The organism is Pantoea eucalypti, from assembly GCF_009646115.1.
GTDB lineage: Bacteria > Pseudomonadota > Gammaproteobacteria > Enterobacterales > Enterobacteriaceae > Pantoea > Pantoea eucalypti.
Genome location: NZ_CP045720.1, coordinates 471,710 through 491,547, shown reverse-complemented (window position 1 = coordinate 491,547; position 19,838 = coordinate 471,710). Strand labels below are relative to the sequence as shown.

The following is a 19,838-nucleotide window of genomic DNA, read 5'->3' as shown; positions in this document are numbered from 1 at the left end:
TAAAGAGCTGAAAGAACTATGTTCGAACAACGCGTAAATTCTGACGTACTGACCGTTTCTACCGTTAACTCACAGGATCAGGTAACTCAAAAACCTTTGCGTGATTCGGTTAAACAGGCACTGAAGAACTATTTTGCTCAACTGAATGGTCAGGATGTGAGCGACCTGTATGAGCTGGTTTTGGCTGAAGTCGAGCAGCCTCTGTTGGACATGGTGATGCAGTATACCCGTGGCAACCAGACCCGTGCTGCCCTGATGATGGGTATCAACCGCGGTACGCTGCGTAAGAAATTGAAAAAATACGGCATGAACTGATTTTTAGTTCTGTCTGTTAATCACGCCAGCCTTCGGGCTGGCGTTTTTATTTATGCCTGTTCACACAAATTCATCGCCAGACCAGTGAAACATTTGCGGGTAATATGGTAACTATAGTTGCAATTGCTGGCGTGATATTTCACCTTCTCGCTTTTGCTTGTGCTGATTTGACTTAATCTCTCTTCTGAAAATCACCCAGCCCAAACCCCCTGCCAGTGCTGGGGATGTGACTTTCTAAGCATTAAAAAGCAATACCATCCCTTCGTACATATATGCATGAGCGATTGCTCACACTGCTCCCATATAGTGAAACTATTTGCACTAATTGTGATCGAGTCGACTCGCATTGCTTCCTTTTGGTGCGCCATATTAGCGAAACTTTCTAAGTACTTCCGAATATTAACCGTTCTTTCATATGAATTCAGGATTCTGCAAAACTGGCATCAGCTTTGCAGAGTCGTGGATGGCTGACCGCCATAGACAGGAAAAAAACGCACATTAAAGTGCGCAAACATAACAACATGATCCCGCCACACAGGATGCTTTATGAAAAAGATGATGCTCTCTACGCTGATCGCCGCCGCCTCACTGGTTGGCCTTGCTCAGCAAGCACACGCAGGCACCACTCTGGATGCGATAAAGAAAAAAGGTTTTGTTCAATGTGGTATCAGTGACGGCCTGCCGGGCTTCTCCTACGCAGATGCGGGTGGCAAGTTTACCGGTATCGATGTAGATGTGTGTCGTGCGACGGCTGCCGCTGTGTTTGGCGATGCGACCAAAGTGAAATATACCCCGCTGACTGCGAAAGAGCGCTTCACCGCGCTGCAGTCAGGCGAAGTGGATGTGCTCTCACGCAATACCACCTGGACTTCATCGCGCGATGGCGGCATGGGCTTTCTGTTTGCGGGCGTGAACTATTATGACGGTATCGGCTTCCTGACTCACAAGAAAGCCGGCCTGAAAAGTGCGAAAGAGCTGGATGGCGCGACGGTCTGTATTCAGTCAGGTACCGATACCGAGCTGAACGTGGCGGACTATTTTAAAGCCAACAAAATGCAATATACGCCAGTGACCTTTGACCGCTCTGATGAATCTGCGAAAGCACTGGATAGTGGACGCTGCGATACGCTGGCATCTGACCAGTCTCAGCTTTACGCCTTACGCATTAAGCTCGGCAAGCCTGACGACTTTATTGTTCTGCCAGAAGTGATCTCCAAAGAGCCGCTGGGGCCATTGGTACGTCGTGGTGATGATGACTGGTTCACCATCGTCAAATGGTCGCTCTATGCCATGCTGAATGCGGAAGAGATGGGTATTAACTCGAAAAACGTCGACCAGATGACAGCCAAACCAACGACACCAGACATGGCACACTTCCTGGGCGCCGAAGGTGATTTTGGTAAAGATCTGAAGCTGGATAATAAGTGGGCCTACAACATCGTTAAGCAGGTAGGTAACTACCAGGAAAGCTTCGATCGTAACGTCGGTAAAGATAGCGCACTGAAGATCGCACGTGGCCAGAATGCGTTGTGGAATCAGGGCGGTATCCAGTACGCACCACCGGTACGTTAACAGACCTCACCAATCGGGCACCGTATTCTGCGGTGCCCTGCCCCAGCTCTCGTATTGAGGTTTCAACATGTCACAACGCCCAACCGTGAAAAGGGATTTTTCATTTGGTAATCCCACGGTTCGCGCCTGGATTTATCAGCTCATCGCCGTCGTCGCGGTGCTTGGTGTGGTGGGTTATCTGGTGCATAACACCATTATTAACCTGGACAATCGCGGCATTACATCGGGGTTTGGATTTCTTGAACGCACTGCCGGTTTCGGCATCGTTCAGCATCTTATTGAGTACACGGAGGGAGATACCTACGCGCGCGTGTTTCTGGTTGGATTAACCAACACGCTGCTGGTCTCTGCGCTCTGTATTGTTTTTGCGTCGATTCTCGGATTCGCGGTCGGTCTTGCCCGCCTGTCTGACAACTGGCTGCTGCGGAAGCTCTCAAATATCTATATTGAAACTTTCCGTAATATCCCGCCTTTGCTTCAGATTTTCTTCTGGTACTTCGCGGTTTTACGCAATCTGCCAGGCCCACGCCAGGCGCTGAATGCGTTTGATCTGGCGTATGTCAGTAATCGCGGACTTTATGTGCCGTGGCCGACCTATGCACCTGGCAGCTGGCCGTTTGTTATCGCACTGCTTCTGGCGGTAGCGGTGAGCTATGCTCTGTACCGCTTTAACCGCCAGCACCAGTTAAAAACCGGTGAGTTACGTCGCACCTGGCCCGCAGCCGTTGGAATGCTGATTCTCTTTCCTTTGCTTGCGCATCTTGGGTTTGGCGCAGCGATGCACTGGGATGTGCCGCAACTGCGTGGATTCAATTTCCGCGGCGGCTCGGTGATGATACCGGAGCTGGCGGCACTGACGCTGGCACTGTCGATCTATACCTCGTCGTTTATCGCTGAAGTGATCCGCTCAGGAATTCAGTCTGTGCCGCATGGGCAGCATGAAGCCGCCCGGTCGCTGGGTCTGCCGAGTCCGGTAACGCTGCGCCAGGTCATCATCCCTCAGGCCATGCGCGTCATTATTCCGCCGCTGACCAGCCAGTATCTGAACATCGTAAAGAACTCCTCACTCGCCGCCGCTATCGGTTATCCCGATATGGTGTCGCTGTTTGCCGGATCGGTGCTCAATCAGACTGGTCAGGCCATTGAGACGATCGCTATCACGATGGGCGTTTACCTGATTATCAGTCTGCTGATATCGATGCTTATGAACTTCTATAACCGCAAAATTGCGCTGGTTGAGCGTTAAGAGAACGGGATAACTATGTCTGTGACTACGCATGAAACGCCCCCCGTCCCGACGACGCCTGTCAGTCGCGCCTGGCTTTGGGCTCGTAAAAATCTATTTTCCAGCTGGTTTAACACGTTACTGACGCTGTTCTGCATCTGGGTAATCTGGCACGTTATTCCGCCCGCGCTGAACTGGCTGGTCTTTCAGGCAAACTGGATTGGTACCACGCGCGCCGATTGCACCAAAGAGGGAGCCTGCTGGGTGTTTATCCATGCGCGTTTCGGCCAGTTCATGTATGGGCTTTATCCGCATGAGTTGCGCTGGCGTATTAATCTGGCGCTGGTGATCGGCCTGGTGTCGATTGTGCCGATGTTCCTGAAGAGCCTGCCGTATCGTGGACGCTACATTGCGGCATGGGCCGTGATCTATCCGGTGATTGTCTGGTTCCTGCTGTATGGCGGGTATCTGGGGCTGGAGCGTGTCGAAACACGTCAGTGGGGAGGATTAACGCTGACGTTGATTATCGCGTCGGTCGGTATTGCCGGTGCGCTGCCGCTGGGTATTTTGCTGGCGCTTAGCCGTCGTTCACGTATGCCGGTGGTCCGCACGCTGTCGATTATCTTTATTGAGTTCTGGCGTGGCGTGCCGCTGATTACGGTGCTGTTTATGTCATCAGTGATGCTGCCGCTGTTTATGTCTGAAGGTACTAACATCGACAAGCTGGTGCGCGCACTGGTGGGCGTCATTCTGTTCCAGTCCGCCTATGTGGCCGAGGTGGTTCGCGGTGGTCTTCAGGCACTGCCTAAAGGCCAGTATGAAGCAGCCGAGTCTCTGGCGCTGGGGTACTGGAAGACGCAGATGCTGGTGATTCTGCCGCAGGCGCTGAAACTCACCATTCCCGGTCTGGTTAACACCATTATTGCACTGTTTAAAGATACCAGCCTGGTCATCATCATTGGTCTTTTCGATCTGTTCAGCAGCGTCCAGCAGGCAACGGTCGATCCGACCTGGCTGGGGATGTCGACTGAAGGTTATGTCTTTGCTGCACTGGTCTATTGGATTTTCTGTTTTAGCATGTCGCGCTACAGCCAGTATCTGGAAAAGCGCTTTCACACCGGGCGTACATCGCACTGAGGTTTTACATGACTGACTCTATGACACACACTTCCGACGCGTTGATGATTTCGCTTGAGAACGTGAATAAATGGTACGGGCAGTTTCACGTACTGAAAGACATCAACCTGCAGGTCAAACCCCGTGAACGCATCGTGCTGTGCGGGCCTTCCGGCTCCGGCAAATCGACGACGATCCGCTGTATTAATCATCTGGAAGAGCATCAGCAGGGTCGCATTGTTGTTGACGGTATCCACCTCAACGATGATGTGCGTAACATTGAGCGCGTGCGCACCGAAGTAGGCATGGTATTTCAGCACTTTAACCTCTTCCCGCACCTGACCGTATTGCAGAACTGTACGCTGGCACCTTCGTGGGTGAGAAAGATCCCTAAGAAGGAAGCAGATGAACTGGCCATGCATTATCTGGAACGCGTGCGCATTGCCGAGCATGCGCATAAATTTCCAGGCCAGCTCTCTGGTGGACAGCAGCAACGTGTCGCCATCGCCCGCTCACTCTGTATGAAGCCTAAAATTATGCTGTTTGATGAGCCAACGTCAGCACTGGATCCTGAGATGGTTAAAGAGGTGCTGGATACGATGATTGGTCTGGCTGAAGACGGGATGACCATGCTGTGCGTCACCCATGAGATGGGCTTTGCCCGCACCGTGGCTGACCGGGTGATCTTTATGGATCGGGGTGAGATCGTCGAAGTTGCGCCACCGCAGGAGTTCTTTGCGAACCCTAAATCGGAGCGCACACGGGCGTTTTTATCGCAGGTTATTCACTGATTACTGGCTCAGTGATCTTACAACCCGGCCTGGTGCCGGGTTTTTTATGGCCTGAAAACTGTCTGAATGCGCTCATTGCGTGGATGCACTGATGCACTGATGCACTGATGCACTGATGATAAACGCGAAGAGTGATGGACTGCTATGACGGTGTTTTATTGCGGACTTCCACAATGAAAGTGGATTGCCACAACGAAAAAAGCCCTTCGCATACGCGAAGGGCTCTCTTATTTGATGCCTGGCAGTTCCCTACTCTCGCATGGGGAGACCCCACACTACCATCGGCGCTACGGCGTTTCACTTCTGAGTTCGGCATGGGGTCAGGTGGGACCACCGCGCTACAGCCGCCAGGCAAATTCTTTTATTTACCGAACTCGTGTCTTAACTGGTGCTGATACCCAGAGTCGAACTGGGGACCTCACCCTTACCAAGGGTGCGCTCTACCAACTGAGCCATATCAGCACACTAAATTTGATGCCTGGCAGTTCCCTACTCTCGCATGGGGGGCGTTTCACTGAGTTCGGCATGGGGTCAGGTGGGACCACCGCGCTAAAGCCGCCGAGCAAATTCTTTGTGCACGAAACGAATCTTTTACGTCATGACCGCGTTGCCATCGCTCAGCCACACCGGTCACATACTTCAGTATGCTCCCGCTGATGTCTTCGCTCTGCGCCTCGTCACGCCGCAAAATCTTTCGTTTCCGCAAATTATTATCCGGTAACAGGCTGAAAATCATGTCTCTCAAAAACGCCTCTGGCGTTGTAAGGTTAAGCCTCACGGGTCATTAGTACCGGTTAGCTCAACGCATCGCTGCGCTTACACACCCGGCCTATCAACGTCGTAGTCTTCAACGTCCCTTCAGGACTCTCAAGGAGTCAGGGAGAACTCATCTCGGGGCAAGTTTCGTGCTTAGATGCTTTCAGCACTTATCTTTTCCGCACTTAGCTACCGGGCAATGCCATTGGCATGACAACCCGAACACCAGTGGTGCGTTCACTCCGGTCCTCTCGTACTAGGAGCAACCCCCCTCAATTCTCCAGCGCCCACGGCAGATAGGGACCGAACTGTCTCACGACGTTCTAAACCCAGCTCGCGTACCACTTTAAACGGCGAACAGCCGTACCCTTGGGACCTACTTCAGCCCCAGGATGTGATGAGCCGACATCGAGGTGCCAAACACCGCCGTCGATATGAACTCTTGGGCGGTATCAGCCTGTTATCCCCGGAGTACCTTTTATCCGTTGAGCGATGGCCCTTCCATTCAGAACCACCGGATCACTATGACCTGCTTTCGCACCTGCTCGAGCCGTCACTCTCGCAGTCAAGCCAGCTTATGCCATTGCACTAACCTCACGATGTCCGACCGTGATTAGCTGACCTTCGTGCTCCTCCGTTACTCTTTAGGAGGAGACCGCCCCAGTCAAACTACCCACCAGACACTGTCCGCAGCCCGGATCACGGGCCTACGTTAGAACATCAAACATTAAAGGGTGGTATTTCAAGGTTGGCTCCACGCGAACTGGCGTCCGCGCTTCAAAGCCTCCCACCTATCCTACACATCAAGGCTCAATGTTCAGTGTCAAGCTGTAGTAAAGGTTCACGGGGTCTTTCCGTCTTGCCGCGGGTACACTGCATCTTCACAGCGAGTTCAATTTCACTGAGTCTCGGGTGGAGACAGCCTCGCCATCATTACGCCATTCGTGCAGGTCGGAACTTACCCGACAAGGAATTTCGCTACCTTAGGACCGTTATAGTTACGGCCGCCGTTTACCGGGGCTTCGATCAAGAGCTTCTCCTTGCGGATAACCCCATCAATTAACCTTCCGGCACCGGGCAGGCGTCACACCGTATACGTCCACTTTCGTGTTTGCACAGTGCTGTGTTTTTAATAAACAGTTGCAGCCAGCTGGTATCTTCGACTGGCTTCGGCTCGGGGAGCAAGTCCCTCCACCTACGCGCCAGCGTGCCTTCTCCCGAAGTTACGGCACCATTTTGCCTAGTTCCTTCACCCGAGTTCTCTCAAGCGCCTTGGTATTCTCTACCTGACCACCTGTGTCGGTTTGGGGTACGATTCTGTGTTACCTGATGCTTAGAGGCTTTTTCCCCGAAGCTGGGCATTTATCACTTCAGCACCGTAGTGCCTCGTCGTCACGCCTCAGCGTTAATAAGGGACCGGATTTACTCGACCCTCCGCCTACACGCTTAAAACCGGGACAACCGTCGCCCGGCTGATATAGCCTTCTCCGTCCCCCTTCGCAGTAACACCGAGTACAGGAATATTAACCTGTTTCCCATCGACTACGCCTTTCGGCCTCGCCTTAGGGGTCGACTCACCCTGCTCCGATTAACGTTGAACAGGAACCCTTGGTCTTCCGGCGAGCGGGCTTTTTCACCCGCTTTATCGTTACTTATGTCAGCATTCGCACTTCTGATACCTCCAGCATGCCTCACAGCACACCTTCGACGGCTTACAGAACGCTCCCCTACCCAACAACACATAGTGTCGCTGCCGCAGCTTCGGTGCATGGTTTAGCCCCGTTACATCTTCCGCGCAGGCCGACTCGACCAGTGAGCTATTACGCTTTCTTTAAATGATGGCTGCTTCTAAGCCAACATCCTGGCTGTCTGTGCCTTCCCACATCGTTTCCCACTTAACCATGACTTTGGGACCTTAGCTGGCGGTCTGGGTTGTTCCCTCTTCACGACGGACGTTAGCACCCGCCGTGTGTCTCCCGTGATAACATTCCTCGGTATTCGCAGTTTGCATCGGGTTGGTAAGCCGGGATGGCCCCCTAGCCGAAACAGTGCTCTACCCCCGAGGATGAGTTCACGAGGCGCTACCTAAATAGCTTTCGGGGAGAACCAGCTATCTCCCGGTTTGATTGGCCTTTCACCCCCAGCCACAGGTCATCCGCTAATTTTTCAACATTAGTCGGTTCGGTCCTCCAGTTAGTGTTACCCAACCTTCAACCTGCCCATGGCTAGATCACCGGGTTTCGGGTCTATACCCTGCAACTTAACGCCCAGTTAAGACTCGGTTTCCCTGCGGCTCCCCTATACGGTTAACCTTGCTACAGAATATAAGTCGCTGACCCATTATACAAAAGGTACGCAGTCACCCCCATAAAGAAGGCTCCCACTGCTTGTACGTACACGGTTTCAGGTTCTGTTTCACTCCCCTCGCCGGGGTTCTTTTCGCCTTTCCCTCACGGTACTGGTTCACTATCGGTCAGTCAGGAGTATTTAGCCTTGGAGGATGGTCCCCCCATATTCAGACAGGATACCACGTGTCCCGCCTTACTCATCGAGCTCACAGCACGTGTGCTTTTGTGTACGGGAGTATCACCCTGTACCCTGCGACTTTCCAGACGCTTCCACTAACACACATGCTGATTCAGGCTCTGGGCTGCTCCCCGTTCGCTCGCCGCTACTGGGGGAATCTCGGTTGATTTCTTTTCCTCGGGGTACTTAGATGTTTCAGTTCCCCCGGTTCGCCTTGCAGCACTATGTATTCATGCTGCAATGATGCACAGAGTGCACCGGGTTTCCCCATTCGGACATCGACGGCTGTAGCGGTTCATATCACCTTACCGTCGCTTTACGCAGATTAGCACGTCCTTCATCGCCTCTGACTGCCTGGGCATCCACCGTGTACGCTTAGTCGCTTAACCTCACAACCCACAGGCGTTTTACAACGCTGCGAGCTGCAAGCATTTGAGAGACTCGAACGTGTCGCATTTTTCATTCTTATTACGGAGAATGAAAACGACACGTCGTTTCAATTTTCAGCTTGTTCCGGATTGTTAAAGAGCAAATATCTCAAACGCGCCACGGCTGCTTACGCAACCAGAACGGTTTTGAGATACTGTATGGAGACACCTTTCACCTGTCACCAAGCAGGTGGCGTCCCCTAGGGGATTCGAACCCCTGTTGCCGCCGTGAAAGGGCGGAGTCCTAACCGCTAGACGAAGGGGACACGATAGTGTCACGACTTCGCAGCCGTCCTGCTCATTACTTTTTATCAGACAATCTGTGTGGACACTGCGCGGGAAGGTATCTTCAGGTAAGGAGGTGATCCAACCGCAGGTTCCCCTACGGTTACCTTGTTACGACTTCACCCCAGTCATGAATCACAAAGTGGTAAGCGCCCTCCCGAAGGTTAAGCTACCTACTTCTTTTGCAACCCACTCCCATGGTGTGACGGGCGGTGTGTACAAGGCCCGGGAACGTATTCACCGTGGCATTCTGATCCACGATTACTAGCGATTCCGACTTCACGGAGTCGAGTTGCAGACTCCGATCCGGACTACGACGCACTTTGTGAGGTCCGCTTGCTCTCGCGAGGTCGCTTCTCTTTGTATGCGCCATTGTAGCACGTGTGTAGCCCTACTCGTAAGGGCCATGATGACTTGACGTCATCCCCACCTTCCTCCGGTTTATCACCGGCAGTCTCCTTTGAGTTCCCGACATTACTCGCTGGCAACAAAGGATAAGGGTTGCGCTCGTTGCGGGACTTAACCCAACATTTCACAACACGAGCTGACGACAGCCATGCAGCACCTGTCTCACGGTTCCCGAAGGCACTAAGGCATCTCTGCCGAATTCCGTGGATGTCAAGAGTAGGTAAGGTTCTTCGCGTTGCATCGAATTAAACCACATGCTCCACCGCTTGTGCGGGCCCCCGTCAATTCATTTGAGTTTTTAACCTTGCGGCCGTACTCCCCAGGCGGTCGACTTAACGCGTTAGCTCCGGAAGCCACTCCTCAAGGGAACAACCTCCAAGTCGACATCGTTTACGGCGTGGACTACCAGGGTATCTAATCCTGTTTGCTCCCCACGCTTTCGCACCTGAGCGTCAGTCTTTGTCCAGGGGGCCGCCTTCGCCACCGGTATTCCTCCAGATCTCTACGCATTTCACCGCTACACCTGGAATTCTACCCCCCTCTACAAGACTCAAGCCTGCCAGTTTCAAATGCAGTTCCCAGGTTAAGCCCGGGGATTTCACATCTGACTTAACAGACCGCCTGCGTGCGCTTTACGCCCAGTAATTCCGATTAACGCTTGCACCCTCCGTATTACCGCGGCTGCTGGCACGGAGTTAGCCGGTGCTTCTTCTGCGGGTAACGTCAATCGGTAAGGTTATTAACCTCACCGCCTTCCTCCCCGCTGAAAGTACTTTACAACCCGAAGGCCTTCTTCATACACGCGGCATGGCTGCATCAGGCTTGCGCCCATTGTGCAATATTCCCCACTGCTGCCTCCCGTAGGAGTCTGGACCGTGTCTCAGTTCCAGTGTGGCTGGTCATCCTCTCAGACCAGCTAGGGATCGTCGCCTAGGTGGGCCATTACCCCGCCTACTAGCTAATCCCATCTGGGTTCATCCGATAGTGAGAGGCCCGAAGGTCCCCCTCTTTGGTCTTGCGACGTTATGCGGTATTAGCCACCGTTTCCAGTGGTTATCCCCCTCTATCGGGCAGATCCCCAGACATTACTCACCCGTCCGCCACTCGTCACCCAAGAGCAAGCTCTCTGTGCTACCGTCCGACTTGCATGTGTTAGGCCTGCCGCCAGCGTTCAATCTGAGCCATGATCAAACTCTTCAATTTAAGTTTGATTTGCTTAAACAAGTTAAGCGGTGCTCATCTGTAAAACGTCATAATGAATTTCATTATGTGTTCACTCGTGAGGCTTTGATATTTTTTTACGTCCGGAGACGCTGATATCAATCCTGCGAGTGCCCACACAGATTGTCTGATAAATTGTTAAAGAGCAGTGCGAACAGTGCGTTAGCGTCCTGTCGCGAGGTGGCGTATATTACGCTTTCCTCCTGCAGAGTCAACCTCTATTTCAGAAGTTTTTCTCCGGCGGCGCAGTCTCCTGTGCCTGCTGACCCGTTTTCCGTTGCCGGTTTGCCGTGTCGATGGAGGCGCATTATAGGGATCCCGTTTCAGAGCACAACCCTTTTTTTGGATCTTTTATCTGAACGGTTATAAATGATCCAGATTGATGAGATCACCAGCGATCCGGGTCAGAATTGGCTTGTCAGCTGTGTAAAATCGCATCAGGCTGCAGTGAAAACAGAACAAAGGAGAACATGATGACTTCCGCCCTACGCCCCTATAAAGATCTTTTCCCGCAAACTGGCCAGCGCGTTATGGTCGATTCAAGCAGTGTTGTCGTTGGTGATGTGATTATGGAGGATGACGTCAGCATCTGGCCGCTTGTTGCGATCAGGGGTGACGTGAATCAGGTCCGGATCGGTGCCCGAACCAATGTGCAGGACGGCAGTGTTCTGCACGTTACGCATAAATCTGCCGCCAATCCGCAAGGCTTCCCTCTTATTATTGGCGAGGAGGTCACGGTCGGCCATAAAGCGATGCTGCACGGCTGTACCATTGGCGATCGCGTGCTGGTCGGAATGGGATCGATTTTGCTTGATGGCGTAATAGTAGAAGATGAGGTGATGATTGGTGCCGGCAGTCTGGTGCCGCCAGGTAAAAGACTGGAGAGTGGCTATCTCTATCTGGGGAGTCCGGTGAAGCAAATCAGGCCGCTTAATGACAGCGAAAAAGAAGGGTTACGCTATTCCGCTAACAACTATGTGGGCTGGAAAGATGATTACCTGGCTGACGCTAACCAGACCCAGCCCTGAGCATCAACGTTATCCTGACGGATAGCCTCTTCCGCCTCATCCTCCAGATCCCAGCGATGGTGCTGAAACAGCGCCATCGCCTCTCCTTCACCAAAACGTGATATCAACGACTCACAGCTGATTGCACAGTTCAGCCGCATGCCGTTGACCAGTACCGGGAAACAAACCGCCTTGAGTTCAGCATCATAGGCTTCATCATCAGGGAACTGTATCGCCTGATTCACGACTGCATGGCCTGCTTAAGCTGAGCAATGACCGGAGCAATGTCTGGCATTACTCCGTGCCATATATAGAAGGCATGAGCAGCCTGCCCCACCAGCATACCCAAACCATCTGCCAGATGATTCGTGCCATGCCCCTGACACCAGCGCAGGAAAGGCGTCAGCCCGCTTTGGTAAAACATGTCATAGCACTGCACGCCGGAATGGATCACGTCAGAAGGTAAAGGAGGCGTTTCTCCATTCACACCGCTTGAAGTGGCATTAACGATCAGATCGAAGTGCTGACCCGTCAGCTGTTCAAAACGACATGCCCGGATAGGCCCATTCTCTCCAAACAGCGTCGCCAGCTCTTCAGCGCGTGCAGCTGTACGATTGACGACGGTCAGTGTCACGCCCGCTGAAAGCAATGGCAGAATGACGCCGCGAGCAGCCCCGCCCGCGCCCACCAGCAATACATTGTCGCCAGCGTTGATCATCTTAAGCCGCTCAAGGTCACTTAACAGGCCAATGCCATCCGTGTTGTCCCCCAGGATCTGACCATCACTGAGTTTTTTCACCGTGTTTACCGCGCCGGACAGGGCTGCACGTTCACTCAGCTGATCGGCAAACTCCCATGCCTGCTGTTTAAAAGGCAACGTCACATTGGCACCACGACCTCCCTGTTCAAAAAAGGCAGAGAGCGCCTGGGGAAAACCATCAATCGGGGCGCAGATGCGACCATAGCGATGTTCAATACCCGTCTGCTCAGCGAAAGCCTGATGGATCAGCGGTGATTTACTGTGGCTGATGGGATTACCGAAAACGGCGAATTGATCCATGAATTAACCCTGACGTATAAGTTCGCCGCTAATCACATCGCGGATTTCAGAGGGATTAAGGCGGCCACCGGTTTTTCCCGACAGAACCGGGAAGTGCTCACCAAACTGTTGCTTCACTTCTTCCGCCGTGCGGCAGGGAGGCAGACCCGACAGATTTGCGCTGGTTGAAACCAGCGGTTTACCAAATGCGCGGCAAAGCGCCTGCACATCGGGATGGTCACTGACGCGAATGGCCAGCGAATCAAACTGCCCGGTCAGCCAGCGAGGGGTTTGTGGTGGAACGGGGACGACAAAGGTCACAGGACCGGGCCAGCATGCAAACATCCGCTCACGCTGCATCACCGAAAGTTCGCGTGCGGAGATATAAGGTTCAAGCTGGGTGTAATCAGCGGCAATCAGGATAAGTCCCTTTTCTACCGGACGCTGTTTCAGCGCCAGCAAGGCCATGACGGCAGATTCACTGTCAGGGTCACAGCCCAGACCAAATACAGCTTCAGTTGGATAGGCGATGACCGCCTGACGATTCAGATGCGCTAAGCAATTTTCAAATGAATCGGCGAGGTGTTGATTTTCCATGATCTATGAATTCTCTTCAGCGATGGCTTTGCCACAACTCTTACTGGCACAGAATCGTTTAATGCCCTGCGCCGTCTTTTTTTCAACTAACAGTGGATACTCACAATAAGGACAGATTCCGGCAACGGGTGTCAGATTCACAACAAACTGGCAGGCGGGATAGCGATCGCAGGAGTGAAACGTTTTGCCGTAACGGGAACGCCGCTGAACTAACCGGCCTTCATGGCACTGAGGACAGGCCAGCGAGGTTTCATCCGGTTTATCGATGGTTTCGGTGTATCCGCATTCCGGATAGCAGCTGCAGCCGATAAACATGCCAAAACGTCCCTGCCGCAGCACTTTATCCGCACCACATTCTGGACAGGCGTGGCCTTCCAGCACTTTGACCACGTGGCCATCGGCCTGACCTTTTAAAGGTCGAATGTAGTCGCAAGCCGGGTAGTTCGCGCAGCCCAGAAAAGGACCATGTTTACCGGAGCGAATAACCAGTTCTGCCCCGCAAGCGGGGCAGGGATCCTGTTTACGCACGGTGAAGAGTGCAGCTTTACTCATAGCGATCAATGCATGAAAGGAAATTTAATGCAGCATACCTTCATTGACGTCGAATAGCAGTTCTTCCATCTGCTGATAGGCATTTTCACATCCCGGGATGTTGAACAACACCATCAGCACCACCCATTTGAGATCCTCCAGGTCAAACTCAGAGGTATCCAGCGCCATGATACGTTCGATGACCATTTCACGGGTTTCCAGGTTCAGCACCTGAATCTGCTCCAGGAACAGCAGAAAACCACGGCTATCAGCATCTAAACGCTTGCTCTCTTCGTCGGTATAAATACGCATGGAGAGCGGATCACTTGTCAGTAAAACTGGCTCAACCAGCCCTTCCTGATAATCAGCCAGTCTTTCCAGCCAGTTCAGCGCACTGTAAACATCTTCACGATGGAACCCGGCATCCGTCAGGTCGTCTGTCAATCTGTCCTGATCAACACCCATTTCTGCTTCGTTGTGGATATATGTCTCAAACAAATACATCAGTACGTCGAACATGGCATGCCCTCCTCAATCGGACATAGCCGCCGGGTACAGCTGCGATCCATCCTGCTAACTCCAGTTCCAGCAACTGAGCTGAGATAACTGGCACAGATTGGCCGGCACGTTCAGCGACAACGTCAACAGGTGTAACATCATCACCTACGTTAGCCAACACATCAGCAAATGGCAATGGAGCATCGTCACTCACCTCAGAATAAATTTCGTCGGCCTGTGTCGCTGGCAGCCAGTTCAGCGCACCAGCCAGATCTTCCACAATGTTATTGGGGTGGGCCACCAGCAGCGCACCCTGCTGAATCAGCCAGTTAACGCCTTCACTTAATGGATTGCCGATCGCGCCAGGTAAGGCATAGACATTGCGATTCTGCTCCAGCGCATAACGTGCCGTCACCAGTGAGCCACTCTTCAGCGAGGCTTCTACCACCAGCACCCCATGACTCAGACCGCTGATGATACGATTACGGCGTGGAAAATTCGCCGGATGCGGCAGGGTCGCCAGCGGAAATTCAGAAATCACAGCACCACCCTGCTCAACAATCTCTGCGGCAAGGTCGGCATGATTTTTGGGATAGAGATTTTGTAACCCACTGCCCAGTACAGCCACCGTTTTGCCCTTCACGTTGAGTGCTGCCTTATGTGCAACACCATCAATACCCCGGGCCAGTCCGCTGGTAATGGTCAGACCGCTGAGGCTTAAGTGCTGAGTAAACCAGTCGCACCAGTAACGGCCATTATGTGAACAGTTTCGACTCCCCACCACCGCTAACTGAGGAGTACTTATCACAGCAGGATCGCCATGAATATAGAGCAGTGGCGGAAAGCGGCTCGTTTCTTTGAGACGGGCTGGATAGGCCTCGTCCAACGCAGTAATCAGATGATGAGCCGGACTCTGTGCCAGCCAGTCATACAATTCTGGAAGTTTTTTTGCACTGAAATCATAATATTGCTGGCGCTGACTGGCATCTAACCCTAATCGGATAAGCTGCTCCTTATCTGCTACCTGGCCACCTGTCTGCTGTGCGACGTCAATCCAGCGTTTCCCTGTCATTCCAGTGACGGCTGCCAGCCGCACGTACTGCGCTATTTTGTCCATCTCAGACTCCCTGATCGCCCTTGCTTCCTGCTGCACAATGCTGTCAATCAGGCCTCGAAAAGTCTACAATATGAGGTAGTAATCTTTTCTTAACCGAATACAGATCTGGATATTTATGTCAGTTTTGCAGGTATTACATTTCCCTGACGAGCGTCTTCGCAAAGTCGCTGCGCCCGTTAAAGAAGTTAACGCAGACATTCAGCGTATCGTTGATGATATGTTCGAGACGATGTATGCCGAAGAAGGTATCGGTCTTGCCGCTACGCAGGTCGATATTCATCAGCGCATTATCGTGATTGATGTCTCTGAAAGTCGTGAAGAACGTTTAGTTCTGATTAACCCTGAGCTGCTGGAAAAAAGCGGCGAAACCGGTATTGAAGAGGGTTGCCTCTCAATTCCGGAACAGCGCGCATTTGTTCCACGTGCAGAGCGGGTTAAAGTCCGTGCACTTGATCGTGACGGTAACAGTTTCGAGCTGGAAGCCAGCGAGTTACTGGCCATCTGTATCCAGCATGAGATCGATCATCTGGAAGGCAAACTGTTTATCGATTATCTGTCGCCTCTGAAGCGGCAACGAATCAAAACTAAGTTAGAGAAACTGGCGCGTCAGAACGCCCAGGCTTCCTGAGAACTTAAAAAGGGATACACGTGTCTGCCCCGCTAAAAATCATCTTTGCCGGCACACCTGACTTTGCAGCGCGTCATCTTGACGCGCTGCTTGCTTCTGAACATCAGGTTATCGGTGTATTCACCCAACCCGACCGCCCGGCGGGTCGCGGTAACAAATTAACCCCAGGCCCGGTCAAAACGCTGGCGATGGCACATGACATTCCTGTGTATCAGCCTAAGTCACTGCGACCGGAAGAGAATCAGCAGCTGGTTGCTGACCTTAAGGCTGATGTGATGGTTGTTGTGGCCTACGGATTAATTCTGCCAAAGGCCGTGCTTGATATGCCACGTCTGGGCTGCATCAACGTTCATGGTTCACTGCTGCCACGCTGGCGTGGAGCCGCACCGATTCAACGTGCGCTCTGGGCTGGCGACAGCGAAACCGGCGTGACCATCATGCAGATGGATGTGGGGCTGGACACCGGCGATATGCTGCACAAGCTTGCCTGTCCGATTACTGCCCAGGATACCAGTGCAACGCTATACGATAAGCTGGCTGAACTTGGACCACAGGGACTGCTGGATACGCTGACCTTACTGAGCACTCAGCAGGCTACACCTGAAAAACAGGATGAAGCGCTGGCCAACTATGCTGAGAAGCTCAGTAAAGAGGAGGCACGTCTTGACTGGACACTCTCAGCAGAACAGCTTGAACGTTGTATTCGCGCGTTTAACCCGTGGCCGATGAGCTTTTTCACCATTGATGATCAACCGGTGAAAGTCTGGCAGGCAAGCGTTCTGCCTCACAGCGATCGTTCGCCGGGTGAAATTATTCATGCGGATAAACGTGGCATCCAGGTGGCGACCGCTCAGGGTGTACTGAATCTACTGCAGTTGCAGCCCGCCGGTAAAAAACCGATGTCGGCTCAGGATCTTCTCAACTCGCGCCGGGAATGGTTTGAACCTGGAACCCTTCTGGACTGACTCTCAGGCCCGGTCACTCACCGGGCCTTTTGTTTGATGACAAAACCCTATGACTAAATCAATCAACCTGCGTAGCCTCTCCGCCCAACTTATTGAGCGCGTTGTCGACAAGGGCGAATCCCTGAACACGGCACTGCCTGCCGCTCAGAAAAAACTCTCTGACAAAGATAGCGCGTTAGTGCAGGAGATCTGTTTTGGCGTGTTGCGTACATTACCGCAGCTTGAAGCGCTAATCGGTAAACTGATGGCGCGTCCCCTTACCGGTAAACAGCGGGTTCTGCACTATCTGATCATGGTCGGGCTTTACCAGCTGGAATATACACGCGTGCCTGCTCACGCCGCACTGGCAGAAACTGTCGCAGGGGCCGAAGTCCTGAAGCGCACCAGCCTGAAAGGCTTATTAAATGGTGTATTACGCCAGTTTCAGCGCCAGCGCGAAGAGCTGCTCGCCAGCATTCAGGATGGCCCGCAGCGGTATCTGCATCCGGGATGGCTGCTAAAGCGATTGCAGCATGCCTGGCCAGAACAGTGGCAGCAGATCGTCGAAGCCAATAACCAGCGTCCGCCGATGTGGTTGCGGGTTAACCAACAGCACCACGAACGTGATGCATGGCTGGCCCTGCTGACTGAAAGTGGCAGGAATGCACAGCCTGCTGACGATGTGCCGGATGCACTGCGGCTCGATGCCCCTGCTCCGGTCAGTCAGTTACCAGGCTTCGGGCAGGGTTGGGTGACCGTGCAGGATTTGTCCGCTCAGCGCTGTGCTTTGCTGCTTGAACCCCAAAACGGCGAACAGATTCTGGATCTATGTGCTGCACCCGGCGGTAAAACGACCCATATTCTCGAAATCGCGCCGGAAGCAGAAGTCATGGCCGTCGACGTAGATGCACAGCGCCTTAAACGCGTTGAGGAAAATCTGCAGCGACTGGGCATGAAAGCAGATGTTAAACAGGGTGATGGACGGACGCCGCAGCAGTGGTGCGGTGATCGGCCGTTTGACCGAATTCTGCTGGATGCCCCCTGCTCTGCTACCGGAGTGATCCGACGTCATCCAGACATCAAGTGGCTGCGTCGCGATCGTGATATCGCCGAGCTGGCAAAGCTTCAGTCTGAAATTCTTGATGCTGTCTGGCCGCACCTGAAACCAGGCGGTACGCTGATTTATGCTACCTGTTCCATCCTGCCTGAAGAGAATCATCAGCAGATAGATGCTTTCCTGCAGCGCCAGCACGATGCACAAGCCGTTCCCCTCAGGGATGCACCCGCGAATGGCCTACAGGTATTCCCGCAAGCCGAAGGCGGAGATGGTTTCTTCTACGCTAAGCTGATAAAGAAATCGGGTACAAACTGAGATGAGTATTGATAAGCGATGAAAATAATCATTCTGGGCGCAGGTCAGGTTGGCGGTACCCTGGCAGAAAATCTGGTCGGTGAAAACAACGATATCACGGTGGTGGATACCGACTCTTCACGCCTGCGTCATCTGCAGGATAAATTCGATCTGCGCGTCGTGCAGGGTCATGGTTCTCATCCGCGCATTTTGCGGGAAGCAGGCGCGGAAGATGCCGACATGCTGGTTGCCGTGACCAACTCCGACGAAACCAACATGATTGCCTGTCAGATTGCTTATTCGCTTTTCAATACGCCGAACCGTATCGCCCGGATTCGCGCGGCCGACTATCTGCGTGATGCGGACAAGTTATTTATTCCTGAAGCGGTGCCCATTGATCACCTGATCTCACCGGAACAGTTGGTGATCGAAAATATCTACCGTTTAATCCAGTATCCTGGCGCGTTGCAGGTGGTTAACTTTGCTGAGGGCAAAGTCAGCCTTGCGGTGGTGAAAGCCTATTATGGTGGACCACTGGTGGGCAATCCGCTCTCCATTATGCGTGAGCATATGCCACACATTGATACCCGAGTAGCCGCTATCTTTCGTCAGGACCGGCCCATTCGTCCGCAGGGATCAACCATTGTTGAAGCGGGTGATGAAGTCTTTTTCATCGCGGCCAGCCAGAATATTCGTGCCGTAATGAGCGAGATGCAACGGCTGGAGAAACCCTACAAGCGGATTATGCTGGTGGGTGGCGGTAACATTGGTTTCGGTCTGGCACAGCGTCTTGAGAAACATTACAGCGTTAAGCTGATTGAACGTAATGCTCAGCGCGCAGCCGAACTTGCAGAACATCTGCATGACACGGTAGTTTTTTATGGCGATGCGTCCGATCAGGAGTTGCTGGCGGAAGAGCACGTTGAGCAGGTTGATCTGTTTATTGCCGTCACCAATGATGATGAAGCCAACATCATGTCAGCCATGCTGGCAAAAAAGATGGGGGCGAAGAAAGTTATGGTGCTTATTCAGCGTCGTGCGTATGTCGATCTGGTGCAGGGCAGCGTCATCGATATTGCTATTTCACCTCAGCAGGCCACTATCTCTGCTCTGCTGGGCCATGTGCGCAAAGCAGATATCGTGGGTGTATCGTCACTGCGACGCGGTATTGCAGAGGCAATCGAAGCAATAGCGCATGGTGACGAATCCACTTCACGCGTGGTCGGCCGTTCAATTGATGATATCAAATTACCGCCAGGGACCATTATCGGCGCAGTGGTTCGCGGTGACGATGTGATGATTGCCAATGACAATCTGCGTATTGAACAAGGAGATCATGTCATCATGTTCCTCACCGACAAGAAATTTGTCTCAGACGTTGAACGTCTCTTTCAGCCAAGTCCATTTTTCCTGTAAATGCCGCATTTACAGGCATAAAAAGTACGAGACGCGTGAAAGTGCCGCTTAAATCGCTGAGTTGATG

At 52.8% G+C, this 19,838-nt stretch carries 16 protein-coding genes, 2 tRNA genes and 3 rRNA genes; 10 read left to right on the top strand and 11 right to left on the bottom strand.

Features of this window, described 5'->3' with window-relative positions:
- Positions 1-18 precede the first annotated feature (18 nt).
- From fis to EE896_RS02360, 5 genes are all read left to right on the top strand, one after another.
- On the top strand, positions 19-315 hold the full coding sequence (gene fis, locus EE896_RS02380) for a DNA-binding transcriptional regulator Fis (protein ID WP_003855228.1): 297 nt from the start codon (positions 19-21) through the stop codon (positions 313-315).
- Positions 316-861: 546 nt separating this feature from the next.
- Positions 862-1,887: an amino acid ABC transporter substrate-binding protein gene (locus tag EE896_RS02375; protein WP_003855224.1), complete on the top strand. Its 1,026-nt coding sequence runs from the start codon at positions 862-864 to the stop codon at positions 1,885-1,887.
- A 67-nt stretch (positions 1,888-1,954) separates the two neighbouring features.
- Complete coding sequence (locus EE896_RS02370; RefSeq protein ID WP_003855223.1) at positions 1,955-3,133, top strand: amino acid ABC transporter permease; 1,179 nt, start codon at positions 1,955-1,957, stop codon at positions 3,131-3,133.
- Between the two features lie 15 nt (positions 3,134-3,148).
- Entirely contained in the window at positions 3,149-4,249 is a 1,101-nt protein-coding gene (locus tag EE896_RS02365) for an amino acid ABC transporter permease (protein WP_140916425.1), read from the top strand.
- Between the two features lie 8 nt (positions 4,250-4,257).
- Positions 4,258-5,019: an amino acid ABC transporter ATP-binding protein gene (locus EE896_RS02360; RefSeq protein ID WP_003855214.1), complete on the top strand. Its 762-nt coding sequence runs from the start codon at positions 4,258-4,260 to the stop codon at positions 5,017-5,019.
- A 236-nt stretch (positions 5,020-5,255) separates the two neighbouring features.
- Here the strand turns inward: EE896_RS02360 and rrf are convergent.
- From rrf to EE896_RS02335, 5 genes are all read right to left on the bottom strand, one after another.
- A 5S ribosomal RNA gene (gene rrf / locus EE896_RS02355) occupies positions 5,256-5,371 on the bottom strand.
- A 34-nt stretch (positions 5,372-5,405) separates the two neighbouring features.
- Positions 5,406-5,481: transfer RNA gene (locus EE896_RS02350), tRNA-Thr, on the bottom strand.
- Positions 5,482-5,782: 301 nt separating this feature from the next.
- Positions 5,783-8,690: ribosomal RNA gene (locus EE896_RS02345) — 23S ribosomal RNA — on the bottom strand.
- 230 nt (positions 8,691-8,920) lie between these two features.
- Positions 8,921-8,995: transfer RNA gene (locus EE896_RS02340), tRNA-Glu, on the bottom strand.
- A gap of 88 nt (positions 8,996-9,083) precedes the next feature.
- Positions 9,084-10,625 (bottom strand): 16S ribosomal RNA (locus tag EE896_RS02335).
- Together the 16S, 23S and 5S rRNA genes with 2 tRNA genes alongside form the textbook arrangement of a ribosomal RNA operon.
- Positions 10,626-11,116: 491 nt before the next feature.
- Here EE896_RS02335 and EE896_RS02330 point away from each other — a divergent pair.
- Positions 11,117-11,671 carry a gamma carbonic anhydrase family protein gene (locus EE896_RS02330; RefSeq protein WP_003852332.1) on the top strand — a complete coding sequence of 185 codons (555 nt, stop codon included), beginning with the start codon at positions 11,117-11,119 and terminating at the stop codon, positions 11,669-11,671.
- On the opposite strand, the gene EE896_RS02325 is transcribed toward EE896_RS02330, so the two are convergent.
- The 6 genes from EE896_RS02325 to dprA are packed head-to-tail and all read right to left on the bottom strand — an operon-like array spanning position 11,638 to position 15,432.
- Positions 11,638-11,895, bottom strand: coding sequence for a DUF1488 family protein (locus EE896_RS02325; protein ID WP_003852334.1), 258 nt, complete (start codon positions 11,893-11,895; stop codon positions 11,638-11,640). The genes EE896_RS02330 and EE896_RS02325 overlap by 34 nt on opposite strands.
- Positions 11,892-12,710, bottom strand: coding sequence for a shikimate dehydrogenase (aroE, locus tag EE896_RS02320; RefSeq protein ID WP_003852337.1), 819 nt, complete (start codon positions 12,708-12,710; stop codon positions 11,892-11,894). Before aroE ends, EE896_RS02325 begins: the two co-directional genes overlap by 4 nt.
- A 3-nt stretch (positions 12,711-12,713) precedes the next feature.
- Positions 12,714-13,286, bottom strand: coding sequence for an L-threonylcarbamoyladenylate synthase type 1 TsaC (gene tsaC, locus EE896_RS02315; RefSeq protein ID WP_003852339.1), 573 nt, complete (start codon positions 13,284-13,286; stop codon positions 12,714-12,716).
- Positions 13,287-13,289: 3 nt separating this feature from the next.
- Complete coding sequence (locus EE896_RS02310; protein ID WP_003852341.1) at positions 13,290-13,838, bottom strand: DNA topoisomerase family protein; 549 nt, start codon at positions 13,836-13,838, stop codon at positions 13,290-13,292.
- Positions 13,839-13,862: 24 nt separating this feature from the next.
- On the bottom strand, positions 13,863-14,336 hold the full coding sequence (gene smg / locus EE896_RS02305) for a DUF494 family protein Smg (protein ID WP_003852344.1): 474 nt from the start codon (positions 14,334-14,336) through the stop codon (positions 13,863-13,865).
- A complete protein-coding gene (gene dprA / locus EE896_RS02300; RefSeq protein WP_003852346.1) occupies positions 14,308-15,432 on the bottom strand; it encodes a DNA-protecting protein DprA in 1,125 nt (374 codons plus the stop codon). The genes smg and dprA overlap by 29 nt, the downstream gene beginning before the upstream one ends.
- A gap of 115 nt (positions 15,433-15,547) precedes the next feature.
- Here dprA and def point away from each other — a divergent pair, with 115 nt between their 5' ends.
- From def to trkA, 4 genes are read left to right on the top strand one after another with little or no spacing between them, the layout of a single operon-like run.
- Entirely contained in the window at positions 15,548-16,060 is a 513-nt protein-coding gene (gene def / locus EE896_RS02295) for a peptide deformylase (protein WP_003852348.1), read from the top strand.
- 20 nt (positions 16,061-16,080) lie between these two features.
- The gene (fmt, locus tag EE896_RS02290) at positions 16,081-17,025 is read left to right on the top strand and encodes a methionyl-tRNA formyltransferase (protein ID WP_110410954.1); all 945 of its coding nucleotides are present in this window, start codon (positions 16,081-16,083) and stop codon (positions 17,023-17,025) included.
- Between the two features lie 49 nt (positions 17,026-17,074).
- Complete coding sequence (rsmB, locus tag EE896_RS02285) at positions 17,075-18,376, top strand: 16S rRNA (cytosine(967)-C(5))-methyltransferase RsmB (protein WP_140916233.1); 1,302 nt, start codon at positions 17,075-17,077, stop codon at positions 18,374-18,376.
- Between the two features lie 18 nt (positions 18,377-18,394).
- Entirely contained in the window at positions 18,395-19,771 is a 1,377-nt protein-coding gene (gene trkA / locus EE896_RS02280) for a Trk system potassium transporter TrkA (protein ID WP_008927128.1), read from the top strand.
- Positions 19,772-19,838 lie beyond the last annotated feature (67 nt).